This window comes from Candidatus Pantoea bituminis, assembly GCF_018842675.1.
GTDB lineage: Bacteria > Pseudomonadota > Gammaproteobacteria > Enterobacterales > Enterobacteriaceae > Pantoea > Pantoea phytostimulans.
Genome location: NZ_JAGTWO010000004.1, coordinates 97,341 through 116,702, shown reverse-complemented (window position 1 = coordinate 116,702; position 19,362 = coordinate 97,341). Strand labels below are relative to the sequence as shown.

Here is a 19,362-nt window from a genome sequence, read left to right as displayed (position 1 = left end):
TGAATATGTGCTTGCGGTCATCGTGACACAGCCTTTTCACGTCAGGGAAATGCCAAAAACGGCAAAACATTGTCAATATTTGCAATGAACGGTCGATAATTGACCTTAATCAGTTTTGATCTTAATCAAAACGCTACCCTGCATCGCCCGAGGACATGCTATGCTGCGCTGACTCATTAGCACCTCCTCAATACGGATCACTTTTAGAGGATTTTGCGGTGCCGCCACTGAAACGAAAACGTGATTACGCCAGGCTCATCATTCTCCTCGCCGGCGCATTGCCATTGATTCTTGGCACTATTTTTACCGTTATCGATGCCCACCATACGGTTCGCCAGCAACAGGTGAGCGCCGCAAAAACACTTTTGTCTCAGGCCGAAAAAATGAGCGACAGCGGCTGGGATATGATCACTTCTCTGCGTAAATACCATTACCAACCTTGCAACCAAATCGAAGATAAATTACAGCTTGCAGGCACGCTAAATGCCTATTTCAGGGCCATTGGGAAGTTACAGGATGACAGGGTGGCCTGCTCATCCGCGTATGGCTTAAACCCGGGTTCGCTCAAAGAGATGATCAGGCGCGATCCGCCGGTAACAGGCCGCGCCTGGTGGAGTTTGTCGATTGCCGGCACCGCAGGCGTGCCCAATCGCCCTGCGGTGATCTTTGTGCGCCAATTGCCAGACGGTGAAGGTTTTTGGGCGGTGATTGATGGTCAATACCTGATGGACTTCATGGAGGCCATTGGTGAATCGCGCGGTTATCAGCTCTCAATGCGTTTCAACGACGGCGCGCCTATTTCTGTCGGTAAAGTTGAGACGGTGAAAAATCGTTTTTTTGATGCTCAAACCTATCAGACGACCTCATTGCGCTACCCGATTAGCGTCAATATCGTGGCACCAGGCTCTGAATTAGCCCGTGCCTGGCGTCAGGTTCTGTTTGTCTTTCTGCCGATGGCTGCCATTTTTTCAATTCTGTTGATGATCCTTACCGCTAACTGGCTGCAACGGCGGATCTCATGGCGCGATGAGATACGCCGCGCCATTAATGGCCGCCAGTTTACCGTGCATTATCAACCGGTTTACAACGACCAACTGCAGCGCTGCTCCGGTGCCGAAGCATTAATGCGCTGGACGTTGCCTAACGGCACCGTGATCCGTCCCGACATTTTTATCAGCGCGGCTGAAGCCGAAGGCATGATTGTGCCGCTAACACGCCACTTAATGGAGTTGATCGCTGAGGATGTGCAGGATTGGGAAGTTGAGCCGGGTTTTCATTTAGCCATTAACGTGGCCGCTGAACATTTACAGCATCCTGAATTCGTCAGCGATATGCTGCAATTTGTCGAAAAAGTGAAGCATCAACAATTTGTTATTACGCTGGAATTAACGGAGCGCAGTCTGATTAAAGATGGCGACGCCGTGGCGCGTAAACTTGATGCGTTGCGTGAAGTCGGCATTAAGGTCGCGATTGATGATTTTGGCACCGGTCATTGCTCGCTGAGCTATTTAATGACCTTCTCGCTCGATTATTTAAAAATTGATCGGGGTTTTATTAACGCTATTGAATCGCTGGGCGGTGAAACACCGGTACTGGACGCTATTATCAATCTCAGCTTTAAATTGCGTTTACAGGTTTTGGGTGAAGGCGTGGAAACACCGTTACAGCTTCTTTATTTGCAACAACGCGGCGTGGTGTTTATTCAGGGCTACTATTACGCTCAGCCCATGAGTAATAGCGCGCTGAAAATCTGGCTCAAAGAAAAAGGCCCATTGCCCATTCACGTTGAGGATCATGATGCGTCTGAATTGCACCCTTCTTGATGATTATCAGAATATCGCCTTATCACTGGCGGACTGGGAATCGCTGCAACCCGTTGTCACCTCGCGTAGCCTGCAACAACATATTGATGAACCCGACCAGCTGGTTGAGCAACTTGCCAACAGCGATATTTTAGTGGTGATGCGCGAACGCACAGCCATTGATGCGGCGCTAATAGCGCGTTTACCTGCGTTAAAACTGATTGTGACCTCTGGCATGCGCAATGCCGCGATCGATCTGGCTGCTTGCCGCGAGCGTGGCATTGAAGTGTGCGGCACCAGTAGCAGCAGCGCGCCGCCAATGGAGCTGACATGGGGACTTTTACTCGCACTGGCACGGCGCATTACCGACGAGAATCAGGCGCTGCGCACCAACGGTCCTTGGCAGCAATCTCTGGGCATGACGCTGCAAGGTAAAACGCTGGGATTAGTGGGTTTAGGCAAAATAGGCAGCGCGATGGCAAAAGTCGCGCAGGCGTTTGATATGAAGGTCTGTGCGTGGAGCCAGAATCTGACGGCTGAACGCGCAGCAGAATGTGGCGTAACCCAAATGCCCACGTTACAGGCGCTGCTGGCAAACAGCGATGTCGTCTCACTTCATCTGGTGCTTAGCGATCGCACGCGTAACCTACTGGACGCCAGCACGTTGGCGCAGATGAAACCGGGCGCGCTGCTGGTTAATACTTCACGTGCTGGGCTGGTTGATCAATCCGCGATGGTTGCTGCTCTCAAATCGGGGCAGCTTGCGGGAGCTGCACTGGATGTATTTGAAACTGAGCCGCTTCCTGCCGATCACTCTTTGCGCAATTTGCCTAACGTCGTGGCTACGCCGCATCTGGGTTACGTCGCTGACAGCAATTATCAGGCTTACTTTGCTCAGGCAGTAGAAAATATTGCGGCGTGGCTGGATAACAAGCCGCTGCGTTCTCTACTTAAATAGCGGCGCGCGGCGCTTCATGGCGACGCGTAACGCCACTTCAACGGAATCTTCATTCCCTGCCTGCAGCGGCGCGGCGGATTGCGCCTGAAGGCGCTGATTAATCCGCTCCAGCGTCGGCATTAATTGCCCCACCAAGCGCTGATACTCATCCAGTTGAGCGCTATTTTTGCCGGTACGGGTAGAAATGTGTAGCGCTTCGCCTAATTGCTGCAATTGTCGGATGCAATCCTTGCCCTGCCTGGTCAGCCAATCGTTTGCGCGCCGAAGCAAATCATCAGGATTTTGTGCTAGCTGTTGCAGTGCTTGTTCAGCGCGATCGTCACACTGAATCCAGAACTGCGGAATCACCTTAGTAGCAGGCTTTCGTCGAGAGAGGGGCCGATAATTGATTAATTTTCTTTCTATGGTGTCAAATTGAGACAGCCAGGAGTTCTTGAAGGGCTGAAGCGATATCCGTGTCATTTATCCTCCTTACGTCATGACGCGCAGAGTATTACCGAATGTTTCAAATCTGGCAAGTTTCAATAAGCAGTCAAAATATACATTACTTTAACTTAAGATTAACCTTATTAAGCGCATTACTGGCGCTTTTCAACGTTGCGGAAAAACCCATCAATCGTCATCAGACACCGCCATTTTTAACCCACTAGCCTGCTGTTTGTTACCCGGCCAAAACGGTCATTATCAGGTCAAACATGACAAATATCACACTAAAACGGTATACTCTGTCGCTTGAAGCGATAATTTCGACAGGAATTATTGCTTTTACCGCCAGGGAAAAGGCACTTTTCCGGCTATGCTTAAATTTCCTCAACGCAGCGGTCTGAATGCATTTGCTCGGTTCGCGCCGTTGAGGACTTTCATGTTCCATTACAGGGTAATTCTATGAAATTGCGTAGGAAGCGTGTAAAACCAATTGGGCTTGATGATGTCACCATCATTGATGATGCCCGTTTACGTAAAGCCATCACCGCGGCATCTTTGGGCAACGCGATGGAGTGGTTTGATTTTGGTGTATACGGCTTTGTAGCCTATGCGCTGGGCAAGGTCTTCTTTCCAGATGCTTCTCCCAGTGTGCAGATGATTGCTGCGCTGGGTACTTTCTCTGTTCCTTTCTTAATTCGTCCTTTGGGCGGCTTGTTCTTCGGTAGACTGGGCGATAAATATGGTCGCCAAAAGATTCTCTCTATTACCATTATCATCATGTCGATCAGTACGTTCTGTATCGGCCTGATACCGTCTTACGCCTCAATCGGCATTTGGGCACCTATTCTGTTGCTGTTGGCAAAAATGGCACAGGGCTTCTCGGTGGGCGGTGAATATACCGGTGCATCGATTTTCGTTGCCGAATATTCGCCGGACCGCAAACGCGGCTTCATGGGCAGCTGGCTCGATTTCGGCTCCATCGCGGGCTTTGTGTTGGGTGCAGGCTTAGTGGTGCTGATCTCCGCCATTATTGGTGAAGAGAGCTTCCTTGAATGGGGCTGGCGCTTACCGTTCTTTGTGGCGTTACCGCTGGGCATCATTGGTCTCTATTTGCGTCATGCGCTGGAAGAGACGCCGGCGTTTCAGCAGCACGTTGAAAAACTGGAACAAGGCGATCGCGAAGGCCTGCGTGACGGTCCAAAAGTCTCTTTCAAAGAGATTGCCACTAAACACTGGCGCAGCCTGCTGGCATGCGTAGGGCTGGTGATTGCAACCAACGTAACCTACTACATGTTGCTCACCTACATGCCAAGTTACCTGTCGCATAACCTGCATTACTCCGAAGATCATGGCGTATTGATCATCATCGCTATCATGATTGGTATGCTGTTCGTTCAGCCCGTCATGGGAATGTTGAGCGACCGCTTCGGTCGTCGTCCCTTTATCATCATTGGCAGTATCGCGTTACTGATCTTCGCGATTCCGGCGTTTATGTTGATTAATAGCGGCGTATTAGGATTGATTTTTGCGGGTCTGCTATTGCTTGCTGTGATTCTGAATGCTTTTACCGGCGTGATGGCATCGTCGCTGCCCGCCATGTTTCCAACGCACATCCGTTACAGTGCGTTAGCCAGCGCCTTCAACATTTCGGTACTGATTGCGGGTCTGACGCCTACCTTTGCTGCCTGGCTGGTTGAAACCACCAACAACCTTTATATGCCGGCTTACTACCTGATGGTCATCGCCGTGATTGGTTTAATTACCGGTATCTACATGAAAGAGACCGCGAACAAACCACTGAAAGGCGCTACGCCTGCGGCGTCTGACCTTAATGAAGCGCGTGAAATTCTTCAGGAACATCACGATAATATCGAGCAGAAAATCGAAGATATCGATGAAGAAATTACGCGCCTCGAAGCGAAGCGTAAAAACCTGGTGCAGCAGCACCCAGACATCAACGAGTAATCTTTTCTCTCCCGCCGCCCGGCGGGAGATTTTTTCTGTCTCTGCTCTCCGCCGCACACAAACCTTCATCCCTTGCTGCCAAAGGGAGTAAACTATCGCCACTTTTTTATACTGGTAAGCAATGAATATGTCTGATTTTTCCCTTATTCAGCGCCCTAGAAGGCTGCGCTCTAGCGCGTCAATGCGCGCAATGTTTCAAGAATCCTCTCTTAGCGTGAACGATCTGGCGTTGCCAATCTTCGTTGAGGAAGGTGTTGATGATTACAAAGCGATTCAGGCAATGCCTGGCGTGGTTCGCATTCCAGAAAAACGTCTCGCTTATGAAATCGAACGTATTGCGAAAGCGGGCATCCGCTCAGTCATGACATTTGGTATTTCTCACCACCTTGATGCCACAGGCAGCGACGCGTGGAATGAGAACGGTTTGGTGGCGCGTATGTCGCGTATCTGTAAAGACACCGTGCCGGAAATGATTGTTATGTCTGACACCTGTTTTTGTGAATACACCAGCCACGGTCATTGCGGCGTGCTGTGCGATCACGGCGTCGATAACGACCAAACGCTGATCAACCTGGGCAAGCAGGCGGTGGTTGCCGCAGCAGCCGGTGCTGACTTTATCGCGCCTTCAGCGGCGATGGATGGCCAGGTGCAGGCGATCCGTCAGGCACTGGATGCAGCTGGATTCACCCAAACAGCTATCATGTCTTACTCAACAAAGTTTGCTTCATCGTTCTACGGCCCGTTCCGTGAAGCTGCGGGCACGGCTCTGAAAGGCGATCGCAAGACTTATCAGATGAATCCGATGAACCGCCGCGAAGCGATTCGTGAGTCGCTGTTGGATGCCGCAGAAGGCGCAGATTCACTGATGGTGAAACCGGCTGGCGCTTACCTCGATATCCTGCGTGATATCCGCGAGCGCACAGAGCTGCCGCTGGCTGCGTACCAGGTCAGTGGTGAATACGCGATGATCAAATTCGCTGCGCAGGCTGGTGCTATTGATGAACGTAATGTAGTACTGGAAAGCCTCGGTGCGATTAAGCGAGCCGGTGCAGACCTGATTTTCAGCTATTTTGCCCTTGATCTCGCAGAACAAAAAGTGCTCTGATCCCTCTCTCAAAGACAGCGCACTGCATCGCTTCAGTCGCTGTCTTTTTCTTCGCCGCAAGGCAAACACCAGAACCTGGCTTCAGCTAAAAAAATAAAAGGTCTCTGTGATGAAAGCACCTAAGTTTGCTGCCGACGAGGCACAACGTTTATCGCAACTGCGTGCGTTAAATATCATGAATACACCAGCGGAAGAGCGTTTTGATCGTTTAACCCGCCTGGCTCGCCGCCTGTTTAACGTTCCTATCGCGTTAGTCAGCTTGCTGGAAGCCGATTATCAATGGTTTAAATCTTCTCAGGGATTTGACCAAACCCGTTCCCCGCGCACCACCTCATTTTGTGGCCATGCCATTCTCCGGGACGACGTTCTGGTTGTCGAAAACGCATTAGAAGATCAGCGTTTTCACGATAATCCTCTGGTCACTGGCGATCCCCACATCCGCTTTTATGCGGGATGTCCGTTGCGGGCACCGGGCGGCGCAAAACTAGGCACCCTGTGCATTATCGGTCGGGAGCCGCGTCAATTTACTGAAGATGATGAGGTGACCTTGCGCGATCTGGCCGCCATGGCTGAAGCGGAGCTGGCAGCATTTCAGACCGCAACCTGCGATGAGCTGACACAAATTACCAATCGTCGTGGTTTTATGACGCTGGGCCAGCTGGTGTTGAATGAGTGCATTATCAAGCAAAAGCCTGCTTGTCTGACTTTTCTCGATCTCGACAAGTTTAAGCAGATCAATGACACGTTAGGACACCGTGAAGGCGATCGCGCCCTCATGGATTTTGCCGATGCAATGAAAGTGGTTTTCAATCACTCTGATCTTTTCGCCCGCCTGGGCGGAGATGAGTTTGTGGTGCTATTTAATGGCCTGAAGCAACCGCAGGCAGAAGCATTGTTGCAACAGTTCTCACGCTATTTGCAGCAGCAATTTAGCCACCTTAACCGCCGATATAACCTGCAATTTTCAGCTGGCGTGGTGGAATTTGATGCAGCCCAGCCGCAGACGCTGGAACAACTGCTGCATAACAGTGATGAACAGATGTACCTGAATAAAAAGAGCAAGCAAGCGCTGATATCCGCTATTCAGGCGCCGTAGCGCCTGAACGGGTTTACCTGGCCAGATCGTCTATTAACGTCTGGTTAAACTTAGCTGGCTCTTCCATTTGCGGCGCATGTCCCATACCAGGAAGCTCAATCAATCGCGCCCCTGGAATCAGCTTCGCAACCTCTTTGCCCAACACCTTATAGTTGCCCAGCGTCGCTTTCACCGCTGGTGAGGCGATATCGCTGCCGATAGCAGTGGTGTCTGAGGTACCGATGATTAACGTAGTCGGCACGTTAAGATCTTTAAATTCGTAATACACTGGCTGGGTAAAAATCATGTCGTAAATCAGTGCTGAGTTCCAGGCGACCTTTTTATGTCCTGGCCCGCTGTTCAGCCCAGCCAGCATATCAACCCATTTGTCATATTCTGGTTTCCAGCGTCCCACATAATAGGTTTGCTGCTCATATTTTTTAATGCCTTCCGCGCTTAATTTTAACTCACGCTCATACCATTGATCGACGGTGCGATAGGGTGCGCCTTTGGCTTTCCAGTCTTCTAAGCCAATGGGATTCACTAACACTAATTTTTCCGTTTGATTGGGATACATCAGCGCATAACGTGTTGCCACCATGCCACCGGTTGAATGCCCAATAATGACCGCTTTTTGAACGCCCAGTTTAGTCAACAGTTGATGGGTATTTTCAGCCAACTGTTGAAAGGTGTACTGGTAATTAGCGGGTTTGGTCGAGCTACAAAAACCAATTTGATCGGGGGCAATCACGCGATACCCTTTTTCACTCAGATCACGGATTGTCTCTTCCCAGGTGGCCCCGCAAAAATTCTTTCCGTGCATTAGCACTACAGTTTTCCCGTTGGCATTTTGCTGCGGCTTTACATCCATATAGCCCATGCTAAGCGATTGCTGTTGTGATGAAAAATTGAAGTGCTGCAACGTATAGGGGTAGGTAAAGCCTTCAAGCTGCTCGCCATAAACATTGGCGGCAAGGGCAGGTGCGGCGCTGAGTAAGGTCAGCGAGGTGAGCAAAGCGGCAAGCGGTTTCTTCAACACGTATGTCGGGCCCATCCGAATTTCTCCATGCGATAAAAAGAGCACTAAGCCTGGCACGACCCACCTGAAAATGTATTGATACGCCGTGCTATGTGGTTAATTCAGATTCAACCGTCATTTAACCCGGCGATGCCCTTGAATAGATAAATTATTTTGGAATAAGCAAATTAATTCCATCATCTAATTCCTCTATTCCTTCAGAATTTATAACATCCAAACAACAAAAGCCCTTAAAAAATCACCATTTCAAAGACCGGTCTTATATCTAAAAAATAAAAATTCATTTCCTGATAAATCTTTACTAAAGCAGCGTGTAGAGAAAGATAAATTATTCTAAACTTCCCGCATCTTAAATGAGGTGGCTTATGAACGAGAATAAATACAATGAAGGTGTGATTATCTCCATCACTGAATGGATTAATAACAATCTCAATCAGCGCTTGAGTATTAATGACATTGCCGAGAAATCCGGTTATTCCAAATGGTATTTACAAAAACTGTTTGCGCGTTATCACCATGAAACGCTGGCACGCTATATTCGCAAGCGGAAATTAGCCGCCTGCGTGCATGATTTAAAAAACAGTAACGCGCCGATTATTAGTCTGGCCGTGAAATACCATTTTGAAAGCCAGCAATCTTTTACTCGCTCGTTTAAACAGGTTATGGGATGCACACCGAGCGTATGCCGTAAACGACAGCTGAATGCAGAAACACAGGCGCAACTGGAGAAAAGTCATAACCCTTGTGCGCTCTGCTTTCACTCGACTAAGCAAGAGATTATGCGCTGCGGGTCATCACAACGCATGGCACTCGCTTCCACGCGACACCTTATTCCGTCGCGCTACGTTTCCTGATTAAGATTCGTCAGGCTGATAATATTGCACACCAATCTGAATACGCTCGCGACCATTGGCAACGCGATGACGATTGGTGTCGCGCAATGAATAAACGCAACCACAATACTCCTGTTGATAAAAGTGTTCGCGCTTGCTGATTTCAATCATGCGCGCTGCACCTCCGCCTTTACGCCAGTTAAATTCCCAGTAACTCAGATCGGGATAATGCGCCGCGGCGCGCACGCCACAATCATTAATTTGCTGCATATCCTTCCAGCGCGAAATCCCCAGCGAACTGGTGATCACCGGAAAACCATTTTCATGGGCGTAAAGCGCGGTGCGTTCGAAACGCATATCAAAACACATGGTACAGCGTGCGCCGCGTTCCGGTTCCCATTCCATGCCGCGCGCCCGTGCAAACCAGTCATCACGATCATAATCCGCATCCACAAACGGCACGCCAAATTTTTCGGCAAACCGAATATTCTCCTGCTTACGCAGCTCATACTCTTTAAGCGGATGAATATTTGGGTTGTAGAAATAGAGGGTATATTCGATGCCAGATGCCAGCATCGCTTCCATCACTTCGCCGGAACAGGGCGCACAGCAAGAGTGCAACAGGACTTTACGATGACCATCGGGCAGCGGCAGCGGTGATCGTTGAAAGGGTTGAGTCATAAGCACCTTCAATGTATAGCTTGAAAGCGGCAGTGTAGTTTCCGCCGCGTTATGTTGCAAAATTTCGCTTTATAAAGGCAGTAAGCCAACGTTCTTTGCGCATTTGTGCGGCAGCGCAGCTGAGCAAATCGTTGTTAACCTCTTTGTTCTCTAATGCTTTTCCTGCCGTATCACTTAAATCAACGCCGCTAGACTGACTTTTATGTGACCGGCAGCACGTCTGCATCAGCTATGTTTACATAACATTAACAATATTGACAAAGCTGAACCTTCAAGGAGAAATGCATGAGTGCCGCTCACAAAAAACCAGCCAAAATCGTTTTACCTGGTTCGTCTGTTTCATGGCCGCATTGTCTGGCCTGCTGTTTGGATTAGATATTGGCGTGATTGCGGGAGCGCTGCCGTTTCTTTCCGACGACCTGCATATCTCTAATCACGAACAGGAATGGGTAGTCAGTTCAATGATGTTTGGCGCAGCAATCGGTGCGCTGGGTGCAGGCTGGATGTCTTCCAAGCTGGGACGCAAAAAAGCATGCTGGCCGGCGCCACGCTTTTTGTCATCGGCTCATTGTGGTCAGCGTTTTCTCCTGATGTTGAATCGCTGGTGTGCGCCCGTGTGATGTTGGGTTTAGCAGTGGGCATTGCCTCTTACACCGCCCCCTTTATCTGGCAGAAATCGCGCCAGAACGCGTGCGTGGCTCAATGATTTCGATGTACCAACTGATGTTAACCACTGGCATTGTCGTGGCTTATCTGTCGGATACCGCTTTTAGCTATAGCGGTAACTGGCGCGGAATGCTGGGTGTGATCGCTATTCCTGCGGTGATCTTATTCATTGGCGTGCTTTTTTGCCCAACAGCCCACGCTGGTTGGCAGCGCATGGCCGCTTCAATGAAGCTCAACGGGTGCTAGACCGGCTGCGTAATAGCAGCGAACAAGCGAAGCAAGAGCTGGAAGAGATTCGTGAAAGTCTGCAAGTGAAACAACGCGGCTGGTCACTGTTTAAAAGCAACAGTAACTTTCGTCGTGCCGTGTGGTTGGGCATGCTGCTTCAGGTTATGCAGCAGTTCACCGGTATGAACGTAGTGATGTATTACGCGCCAAAAATATTCAATATTGCTGGCTTTTCCAGCACCAGCGAGCAGATGTGGGGCACGGTGATTGTCGGCCTGGTAAACATGCTGGCGACGTTGATTGCGATTGGCTTTGTCGACCGCTGGGGACGTAAACCGATGCTCACCACCAGTTTTCTGGTGATGGCGGTGGGTATGGGCGCGCTAGGCACGCTGCTGCACATGGGGGTTGAAACGGACTTCCGCAAATACTTCGCCATCGCCATGCTGCTGATGTTTATCGTTGGTTTTGCCATGGCGGCAGGCCCGGTGATCTGGCTACTTTGTTCTGAAATCCAGCCGCTAAAAGGCCGTGACTTTGGCATTACCGCGTCAACTACGACCAATTGGGTCGGTAATATGATTGTTGGCGCGACCTTTTTAACCCTGCTCGACAAGCTGGGCAATGCCAACACCTTCTGGTTCTATGCGGCGCTGAACCTGGTGTTTATTTTACTGACGATGCTGCTGGTGCCAGAAACCAAACACGTCACGCTGGAGCACATTGAGCGCAATTTGATGAAAGGAAAAGCGCTGCGGGATATCGGGGCGTAACCGCCCCGCTTTTTCTACCATTGCAGCGTATGGCCGGCGTAGTCAACAAAGTGATGACCGCCGCGCCCGCGCCAGGTATTGAGCTGCTGGATAATACCGGCAGCACTCTCTTCCGCCGTCAGCGGCGCAGATTCACCGCCCATATCCGTTTTTACCCAGCCGGGATGTAGCGTTAGCAGCGTGCCGCGTTGTGCTTCGACTTCACCCGCCAGCGAGCGAGTCAGCATGTTTAACGCCGCCTTACTGGCAGAATAGATCGGCATCTCTGCATCTGGGTTTTCATTCAGGCTACTTAACGTTGAGGAGGTAAAGGCAAGCACGCCTTTCTCATCACTCAGTAAAGGCAGCAGTACTTCTGCGGTGCGCACCGGCGCCACCGCGTTGGTAAGGAACAGCTGAGCCAGCTCATCATCTTCGCTTTGCGCCAACTTTTGATGTGAAGGGCCAAAGATGCCCGCATTAATCAGGATCAGGTCAAACCGTTGCTCACCAAGCTGCGCCGCGAACGCGCTTACTGCCTGCGGCTGCGTCATATCCAGCCGATGCCAGTCACTCTTCGCAACATGGCCCGCCGCAGGAATTTCACTGCGGTAAGTGGCTGTCACATCCCAGTTTTGAGCTGAAAATGCTTGAACAACCGCCAAGCCGATACCGCGTGACGCCCCTACCACTAATGCTTTGCCTTGCTGTGCCATATCCGTTCCTCTTTTTTACGTTAACTGCCAGCTTAGCTTTTCATTCATGAGGCATTGATTCGCAAATGCGGTTTGACGGGCGCATAGCACGAGGTGTAAAAAGATGAGGCGAAAATGTGGCGGATGATGCCTACCCAGATAATAAAAAATCGGGACATTTCTCGCACACCTCCCTTTTTATTGATTTTAAAAGAAAAACATCAGCAATAGTTGCGGTTTTATAAGGTAATGCCCTTCATTAAAACGCAGCACCCGGACTTATTCATCATTTAATTCAGCAGGCATCCTGCTGATTTAATTTAACATTCAAACAGGAATAAAATGGATATTCTTAATAACCTGAATGGCCTTTCCAATAAAATTAAGCAGCAATCAGCCATTATTCAAACTGAGGAAGCCACAAAAAGCGCTTTTGTTATGCCTTTTATCAGTCAGGTCTTGGGTTACGATGTATTTGACCCGGCAGAAGTTATCCCAGAGTTCATTTGTGATGTCGGTACAAAAAAGGGCGAAAAAATAGATTTTGCCATTCTAAAAGGGGTGAAATCCAGATCCTGATTGAATGCAAAAAAATCGGCGAGTCGCTTAATATCAAACATGCCTCACAGCTTTTTCGCTATTTCCACGTCACAAACGCCAGGATATCCATACTCACTAATGGACAGGTCTATAAGTTTTTTACCGACCTGGACGCGCCGAATAAAATGGACGAAAAGCCATTTTTAGAGCTTGATTTACTTGATATTGATGAACACGTCATACCTGAAATCAGCAAACTGAGCAGAAGCGCTTTTGATGTCGATTCCATTGTAAGCGCAGCAGGTGAACTCAAGTACATCAGCCAGATCAAAAAACTGATCTCCACTCAATTCAGTACGCCCGATGAAGACTTCGTTAAATTTTTCGCGTCACGCGTCTATGATGGAATTATCACACAAAAAGTCAGGGAGTTATTTCTGACCTTGACCAAGAAAGCCGCGACGCAATGGTTAAATGATCAGGTCAATGAGCGTCTTAAATCAGCAATAAATGGAACCGCTTCTGCCAGCATTAATATATCTACCGAAACGCCTAACAAAGAAGAGAATGCGCAGGAAGAGCAAGGTAGCGCACTCATCGTGACGACAGAAGAGGAAATCGAAGGCTTCCATATTGTGAAGTCAATCATTCGGAAAATGGTCAAGCCCGAACGCATTACCTACCGCGATACGCAAAGTTATTTTGGTATTTTATTGGATGACAACAACAGAAGACCAATTTGCCGCCTGCACTTTAATCGCAGCCAACTCTATATCGGGATTTTTGATAAAGAGAGAAAAGAAACGCGCCACCCTATTTCATCACTCAACGATATTTATAATTTTGCAGCAGTATTAAGAGAAACAGCGGTGCAATATCAGGGGTAATCATCCAGCCAGGATTTTATCCTGGCTTACTTTTAAAGCGGATCGGTGCGGTTACCTTCACCTAAATCACGCTGCATGATAACGGTGTCAAGCCAGCGGCCATGTTTAAATCCTACCGACTCTAGTGTGCCAATAAGCTTATATCCGCTGGCATAATGCACATTGAGCGAGCCTTGATTCGCGCTGTCGCCCACCACCGCCAGCAGTTGACGAAAACCTTTCTGCTCCGCCCAGCTAATAGCGCACTCCAGCAGCGCACGGCCTGCGCCACGCTTTTGAAAATCGACGTTGATGTAGATGGAATCTTCGAGGGTGAAACGGTAGGCAAAGCGTTCTCGATAACGGCCCAGGTAACAGTAGCCTTTTACCTCGCCGTCATGAATGACCACCAACCACAGCAAGCCTGCTTGCTGAATTTTCCTCAGCCGATTAAGCATCTCAGCTTCGCTGGGCGGTTCGGTTTCAAACGTTGCCGTGCCATGCAGCACATGCCAGGCATAAATTTTTTGTATTGCAGGAATATGGTGTTCTTCTGCCTGAATAATTTCCATCTCGACGACCCCCTTAGCGGCTTTTTTCACAGCCTACTCCTGTTGCGATTAAGAGAGGAGCGTCGTCGTGATAAGAAAAATTTATAACTCTTCTGGTGACTCTTCTGACTGCGGACTTTTAGTCACCGCTTGCGGATCGCCATAGGCCAAAGCGCTGGCGCTGGCCGGATCGAACAGGGAAAGGCTCTCTATCTGATCAACCATAAGCACTTTACGAAAGGCCATGGCATTTTTAGGTTCAGATTCCAGCGTAATATCATGCTCCGCGTACCATTTGCTGTAGTTGTGTTCGACCGCTAATTTCAGCGTTTTGCTGTCACGGTAGCCGCTGAGCATCGGGATCAAGACGATATTGGCCGTGCTTTCATATTCAAACGTGGCGGCGTGTATCATGCCAATATAGATACGACGTGATTTTAAAGTTATCCAGGCCAGCTCACCCTCTTCCATACATTGAAACAGCAACTGCTCAACGCCGTTAGAACGGGACAACTTCTGGTAGAGATCTTTGCGTCCCGGCGCATTGAGACGTGCGCTGCCGGACCAGTTGGAACGATAGAGGCAAAACAGTATTGCGAATGCCAGCATCACCACGACCGGCGCCTGGATGCCGAGGAAACTCCAGTTCATGAACTCGATTTGCCATTTTAAATGGACGCCGGGGATTTCCTGCAGTGCATTCGCAATCGCTGAGATACCTAACAGCACGATCCAAATAATACCGGTGGCAAACACGCCCTGTAATACGAAGATGCAGCCGTAAAGCGCGACCAGGAAGTAAACATCCCAACCCGATGATCGCCGAATTTTAAAGCGGCTAGAGAGATCGCGGCTGGTGTACCAATACCCGCTGACCATCAACACCATAAAGATTGCCGTACCCATGTCACACTCCTTTTAAAGCGTTCACATGGCGAGCGAAATCTTCGCGTACCTCATCACTGGTGACGTTAACCGACGCGTTGCCATCCTCATCAATGATGATGCGATCACCATCAGCGATGGATTCGTTGATGTCCTGGCGTGACATGAGTTGAATGAATTTTTCTGGGCTGGAAAAAACGGAAAGAACATATCTAAACATATTTCTCACTTCATTTGGCTTAAAGTGAAAGTATGTGACCGGATACCCATTCCTGCCATTTTATTAAGGGTAAAAGTTCCTAAATTCAAATGATTAACCAAGCGGCTGGCACTTAGTTGAGGGAATACTGAGGCTTACGTAGCACTGTTATGCAGCGCGCTCTGTGTCGTGCAAAATATGTTTTGCCTTGCCGAGGATAATTTCCCCGGCGACGGAGAAACAGCGGGGATTATCGCCCCTTCTTTTTACGTCCCGGCTGGTTAAAACGCTTACGCGATGCAGCATTGCTCTCCGCTTTTTCTGCGATTTTAGGGCGGTTAACGCCCGGCTTTTTAGCCGCGCCTGACTTAGCCTGCGTTTTCTTCGCCGGTTTGGCTTCTGAAGAGGAGTTTTCAATCAGTTTAAACAACGCAATCAGCTCATCGTCATTTAAATCGCGCCATTCACCCAGCGGCAGCCCTTTAAGATTGACGTTCATGATACGCGTGCGTTCAAGCTTGGTGACTTCATAACCAAAGTGTTCACACATCCGACGAATCTGTCGATTAAGCCCCTGTACCAGCGTAATGCGAAACACAAAAGGCGCTTCTTTCTTCACTTTGCATTTTTTTGTCACCGTTCCCAGCATCGGCACGCCCGCACCTAAACCGTGAATAAATTCATCGGTTATCGGCTTGTTGACGGTAACCAGATACTCTTTTTCGTGATCGTTGCCGGCTCGCAGGATTTTGTTGACCAGATCGCCATGGTTGGTCAGGAAAATCAGCCCTTGCGAATCTTTATCCAGACGACCAATCGGAAAGACGCGTTTGCTGTGGTTAACGAAATCAACAATATTGTCTCGTTCACCCTCTTCCGTCGTGCTGACGATTCCCACCGGTTTATTCAGCGCAATCAGTACTAAGTCCTCTTCGTCGCGCGGCTCAATAAGCTGACCATTGACTTTCACCACATCCCCGGCTGTGACCTGATCGCCGATTGCGGCTCGCTTGCCGTTAATAAAAACATTTCCCTGTTCGATATAACGATCGGCATCGCGACGAGAACAGATACCGCTCTCGCTAATGTATTTGTTAAGACGAATGGATGAGTTGATCAGCATGATGCCTCCTTAAAAATCGAACGATACATTAAAGCGCCTGCGCACATGCCCAGGCCGAGCTCCACGCCCATTGAAAGTTATAGCCACCTAACCAACCGGTTACGTCTACCACTTCGCCAATAAAAAACAGTCCAGGCACATCACGCGCTTCCATGGTTTTCGAAGAGAGTTGAGTGGTGTCCACGCCACCCAGCGTGACTTCCGCCGTACGATAGCCCTCAGTGCCGTTTGGCTGAACTCGCCATTGATGTAGCGTTTGTACCAGCTCGGCCTGCTGTTTGCTGTTGAGCTGCTTCAGGCTGGCGTCCGGCACGACCTTCATCTCTTGCAGAATTTCGACCAGACGCTTAGGCAGCAATTTAGCCAGGCTGTTTTTTACACTGAGATTGGGATGCGCCTCGCGCTGCACGTTAATAAACGCGTCCAGATCATTGGCCGGCGATAAATTGATAGTGACGAATTCACCGGGCTGCCAGTAACTTGAAATTTGTAATACCGCCGGTCCCGACAAACCGCGATGCGTAAAGAGCATCGCCTCTTTGAACAGCGTGCCGTCCTGCGCTTCAATGGTACTGTCGATGGCGACGCCGGAAAGGGTTTGCAGCTGATCCAGCAACGGCTTGTGCAGCGTAAACGGCACCAGCGCGGCGCGAGTGGGAAAGACGCTAAGGCCGAACTGCTCAGCAATTTTATAGCCAAACGGGGTTGCGCCCAATCCTGGCATCGACAATCCGCCGCTGGCGATCACCAGCTTTTTAGCCCGCACCGTGTCGCCATTCAGTTGCAGCGTATAGCCAGATTCATCACGACTGACACTCAATACTTCCGAGCGTAGACGCAGCGTAACCTCTGCTTTTTCGCACTCTTTCACTAACAGTTCGACGATTTGCTGCGCCGAATCATCACAAAACAGCTGTCCTAAGGTCTTTTCATGCCAGGCGATGCCATGTTTGTTCACCAGATCGATGAAATCCCATTGGGTATAACGCGCCAGCGCAGACTTGCAGAAGTGAGGATTGTGCGACAGATAAGCCGCGGCTTCGGTATAGAGATTGGTGAAGTTGCAGCGGCCGCCGCCCGACATCAAAATTTTACGGCCCGGCTTCTTACCGTTATCCAGCAGCAGCACGCGACGGCCACGAAGGCCAGCCTGCGCGGCACAGAACAGGCCTGCGGCACCCGCACCAATGATGATAACGTCAAACTGTTCCACTGCTTCTTACCCACTTTATCTGAAAGGCGCAGATTGTAGTGATCTGCTCACTCCGACGCCAGCGTCAAAAATTTGCCGTAAATGTGTCATAATGTAACTGACTAATTTTTAGACCTTTTTACCCCGTTATATCGTGTAAATTACAACTTAACAGTAAATTAGGACTATATTTTCCTTTCCCATACAGCACGTTGTCGCGGATAATGCGCCGCGTTCATGTCCTCCCAAAATGGCGTAACGTTTATGCTACATCTGTTTGCTGGCCTAGACCTCAGTACCGGCCTGTTATTGGTTCTTGCCCTGCTGTTTGTATTGTTTTACGAAGCAATCAACGGTTTTCACGACACGGCCAACGCAGTTGCGACGGTCATCTATACGCGTGCCATGCGTGCCCAGCTTGCTGTGGTGATGGCGGGTGTATTCAACTTCTTTGGTGTGCTGCTCGGTGGTTTGAGCGTTGCCTATGCCATTGTTCACATGCTTCCCACCGACTTGCTGTTGAATGTCGGATCGGCTCACGGTCTCGCTATGGTGTTTTCTATGCTATTAGCGGCGATCATCTGGAACCTCGGCACCTGGTATTTAGGGTTACCGGCTTCCAGCTCCCATACCTTGATTGGTGCCATTATCGGTATCGGTCTCACCAATGCGTTGATGAATGGCACTTCGGTGGTTGATGCACTCAACATCCCGAAAGTGATCAACATCTTCCTGTCACTGATTCTGTCGCCCATCGTGGGTCTGCTGATAGCGGGTGGATTGATTTTCATTCTGCGTCGCTACTGGAGCAACACCAAGAAGCGCGCCCGGATTCATATGACGCCTGCTGACCGTGAAAAGATCGATGGCAAGAAAAAGCCGCCGTTCTGGACGCGTATCGCGCTGATTGTTTCTGCAATTGGGGTGAGTTATTCGCACGGTGCGAATGATGGTCAGAAAGGCATTGGCCTGATCATGCTGGTCCTGATTGGCGTTGCGCCTGCGGGATTCGTGGTGAATATGAATGCGTCGGGTTATGACATCACGCGTACCCGCGATGCAGTTAATCATCTCGAACAGTATTATCAGCAGCACAATGAATCGCTGACGCACATCATCCAGATGGCTCCGCCTGCGCTGCCAACCCCGGAAGAAGTGCCGTCAGGTCCGCAGCAGTTCCATTGTGATAGCGCACGTGCGCTGCAAGCCGTTCAGCGTGCGCAAAGCTTGCTGAATAACCTGCAGAGCTACGATCAGCTTTCTGTGGAACAACGCAGCCAGATGCGTCGCCTGCTGCTGTGTATCTCTGATACCGCAGATAAAGCGGCTAAGCTGCCGGAAACCACTGGCGATGACAAACGCTTCCTTAACAAGCTGAAAAGCGATCTGCTCGGCACGATTGAATATGCGCCGGTGTGGATTATTGTGGCAGTTGCGCTGGCATTAGGCATCGGCACAATGATTGGCTGGCGTCGTGTTGCGACCACAATTGGTGAAAAGATCGGTAAAAAAGGCATGACTTACGCACAAGGGATGTCCGCGCAGGTCACGGCTGCGGTTTCAATTGGTGTGGCCAGTTATACCGGCTTGCCGGTTTCCACCACGCATATCCTCTCTTCTTCTGTCGCAGGTACCATGCTGGTAGACGGCGGCGGCTTGCAGAGTCGAACCATCAAGAACATTGCCATGGCGTGGATATTCACCTTGCCTGTCTGTATTGTTCTTTCAGGCTCGCTGTACTGGATAGCGTTAAAACTGGTGTAAATCAGTTTGAATAGAGG

16 protein-coding genes and 2 pseudogenes are annotated in these 19,362 nt (G+C 49.7%); 9 read left to right on the top strand and 9 right to left on the bottom strand.

The window, feature by feature from the left end; translation table 11 throughout:
• Window positions 1-218 precede the first annotated feature (218 nt).
• Window positions 219-1,823, top strand: a complete 1,605-nt coding sequence (locus KQP84_RS04170; protein ID WP_215845335.1) for an EAL domain-containing protein — start codon at window positions 219-221, stop codon at window positions 1,821-1,823.
• Window positions 1,798-2,760 carry a D-2-hydroxyacid dehydrogenase family protein gene (locus KQP84_RS04165; RefSeq protein WP_215848206.1) on the top strand — a complete coding sequence of 321 codons (963 nt, stop codon included), beginning with the start codon at window positions 1,798-1,800 and terminating at the stop codon, window positions 2,758-2,760. The genes KQP84_RS04170 and KQP84_RS04165 overlap by 26 nt, the downstream gene beginning before the upstream one ends.
• Here the strand turns inward: KQP84_RS04165 and KQP84_RS04160 are convergent.
• Entirely contained in the window at window positions 2,749-3,108 is a 360-nt protein-coding gene (locus KQP84_RS04160; RefSeq protein ID WP_252515220.1) for a hypothetical protein, read from the bottom strand. The two genes, KQP84_RS04165 and KQP84_RS04160, sit on opposite strands and share 12 nt — an antisense overlap.
• 537 nt (window positions 3,109-3,645) lie before the next feature.
• Here KQP84_RS04160 and proP point away from each other — a divergent pair.
• The 3 genes from proP (at window position 3,646) to KQP84_RS04145 (ending at window position 7,352) form a co-directional block, all read left to right on the top strand.
• Window positions 3,646-5,151 carry a glycine betaine/L-proline transporter ProP gene (gene proP / locus KQP84_RS04155; protein ID WP_215845333.1) on the top strand — a complete coding sequence of 502 codons (1,506 nt, stop codon included), beginning with the start codon at window positions 3,646-3,648 and terminating at the stop codon, window positions 5,149-5,151.
• Window positions 5,152-5,278: 127 nt separating this feature from the next.
• On the top strand, window positions 5,279-6,256 hold the full coding sequence (gene hemB / locus KQP84_RS04150; protein WP_215845332.1) for a porphobilinogen synthase: 978 nt from the start codon (window positions 5,279-5,281) through the stop codon (window positions 6,254-6,256).
• A gap of 109 nt (window positions 6,257-6,365) precedes the next feature.
• The gene (locus tag KQP84_RS04145) at window positions 6,366-7,352 is read left to right on the top strand and encodes a sensor domain-containing diguanylate cyclase (protein ID WP_215845331.1); all 987 of its coding nucleotides are present in this window, start codon (window positions 6,366-6,368) and stop codon (window positions 7,350-7,352) included.
• Between the two features lie 13 nt (window positions 7,353-7,365).
• On the opposite strand, the gene KQP84_RS04140 is transcribed toward KQP84_RS04145, so the two are convergent.
• Window positions 7,366-8,385 carry an alpha/beta fold hydrolase gene (locus tag KQP84_RS04140; RefSeq protein WP_215845330.1) on the bottom strand — a complete coding sequence of 340 codons (1,020 nt, stop codon included), beginning with the start codon at window positions 8,383-8,385 and terminating at the stop codon, window positions 7,366-7,368.
• A gap of 350 nt (window positions 8,386-8,735) precedes the next feature.
• On the opposite strand from KQP84_RS04140, the gene KQP84_RS04135 reads away from it, so the two are divergent.
• Window positions 8,736-9,224 carry a helix-turn-helix domain-containing protein gene (locus KQP84_RS04135; protein WP_215845329.1) on the top strand — a complete coding sequence of 163 codons (489 nt, stop codon included), beginning with the start codon at window positions 8,736-8,738 and terminating at the stop codon, window positions 9,222-9,224.
• Here KQP84_RS04135 and KQP84_RS04130 read toward each other — a convergent pair whose 3' ends face one another.
• The gene (locus KQP84_RS04130) at window positions 9,225-9,884 is read right to left on the bottom strand and encodes an epoxyqueuosine reductase QueH (RefSeq protein ID WP_215845328.1); all 660 of its coding nucleotides are present in this window, start codon (window positions 9,882-9,884) and stop codon (window positions 9,225-9,227) included. It lies immediately after the preceding gene.
• A gap of 281 nt (window positions 9,885-10,165) precedes the next feature.
• Between KQP84_RS04130 and KQP84_RS04125 the strand changes: the two are divergent.
• A pseudogene (locus KQP84_RS04125) lies at window positions 10,166-11,551 on the top strand (sugar porter family MFS transporter).
• Between the two features lie 14 nt (window positions 11,552-11,565).
• On the opposite strand, the gene KQP84_RS04120 reads toward KQP84_RS04125, so the two are convergent.
• Complete coding sequence (locus KQP84_RS04120; RefSeq protein ID WP_215845327.1) at window positions 11,566-12,246, bottom strand: SDR family oxidoreductase; 681 nt, start codon at window positions 12,244-12,246, stop codon at window positions 11,566-11,568.
• Window positions 12,247-12,567: 321 nt separating this feature from the next.
• Between KQP84_RS04120 and KQP84_RS04115 the strand changes: the two are divergent.
• A pseudogene (locus tag KQP84_RS04115) lies at window positions 12,568-13,652 on the top strand (type I restriction endonuclease).
• A gap of 32 nt (window positions 13,653-13,684) precedes the next feature.
• Here KQP84_RS04115 and KQP84_RS04110 read toward each other — a convergent pair.
• From KQP84_RS04110 to KQP84_RS04090, 5 genes are all read right to left on the bottom strand, one after another.
• Entirely contained in the window at window positions 13,685-14,203 is a 519-nt protein-coding gene (locus tag KQP84_RS04110) for a GNAT family N-acetyltransferase (RefSeq protein WP_215848205.1), read from the bottom strand.
• Window positions 14,204-14,284: 81 nt separating this feature from the next.
• Complete coding sequence (locus KQP84_RS04105) at window positions 14,285-15,088, bottom strand: hypothetical protein (RefSeq protein ID WP_215845326.1); 804 nt, start codon at window positions 15,086-15,088, stop codon at window positions 14,285-14,287.
• 1 nt (window position 15,089) lies between these two features.
• A complete protein-coding gene (locus KQP84_RS04100) occupies window positions 15,090-15,287 on the bottom strand; it encodes a hypothetical protein (RefSeq protein ID WP_215845325.1) in 198 nt (65 codons plus the stop codon).
• A 229-nt stretch (window positions 15,288-15,516) separates the two neighbouring features.
• The gene (gene rluF, locus KQP84_RS04095) at window positions 15,517-16,389 is read right to left on the bottom strand and encodes a 23S rRNA pseudouridine(2604) synthase RluF (RefSeq protein WP_215845324.1); all 873 of its coding nucleotides are present in this window, start codon (window positions 16,387-16,389) and stop codon (window positions 15,517-15,519) included.
• A 28-nt stretch (window positions 16,390-16,417) separates the two neighbouring features.
• Window positions 16,418-17,602 carry a BaiN/RdsA family NAD(P)/FAD-dependent oxidoreductase gene (locus KQP84_RS04090; RefSeq protein ID WP_215845323.1) on the bottom strand — a complete coding sequence of 395 codons (1,185 nt, stop codon included), beginning with the start codon at window positions 17,600-17,602 and terminating at the stop codon, window positions 16,418-16,420.
• Window positions 17,603-17,845: 243 nt separating this feature from the next.
• Between KQP84_RS04090 and pitA the strand changes: the two genes are divergently transcribed.
• Window positions 17,846-19,345 (top strand): inorganic phosphate transporter PitA, encoded by a 1,500-nt coding sequence (gene pitA, locus KQP84_RS04085; protein WP_215848204.1) that lies wholly within the window; start codon window positions 17,846-17,848, stop codon window positions 19,343-19,345.
• Window positions 19,346-19,362: the final 17 nt, after the last annotated feature.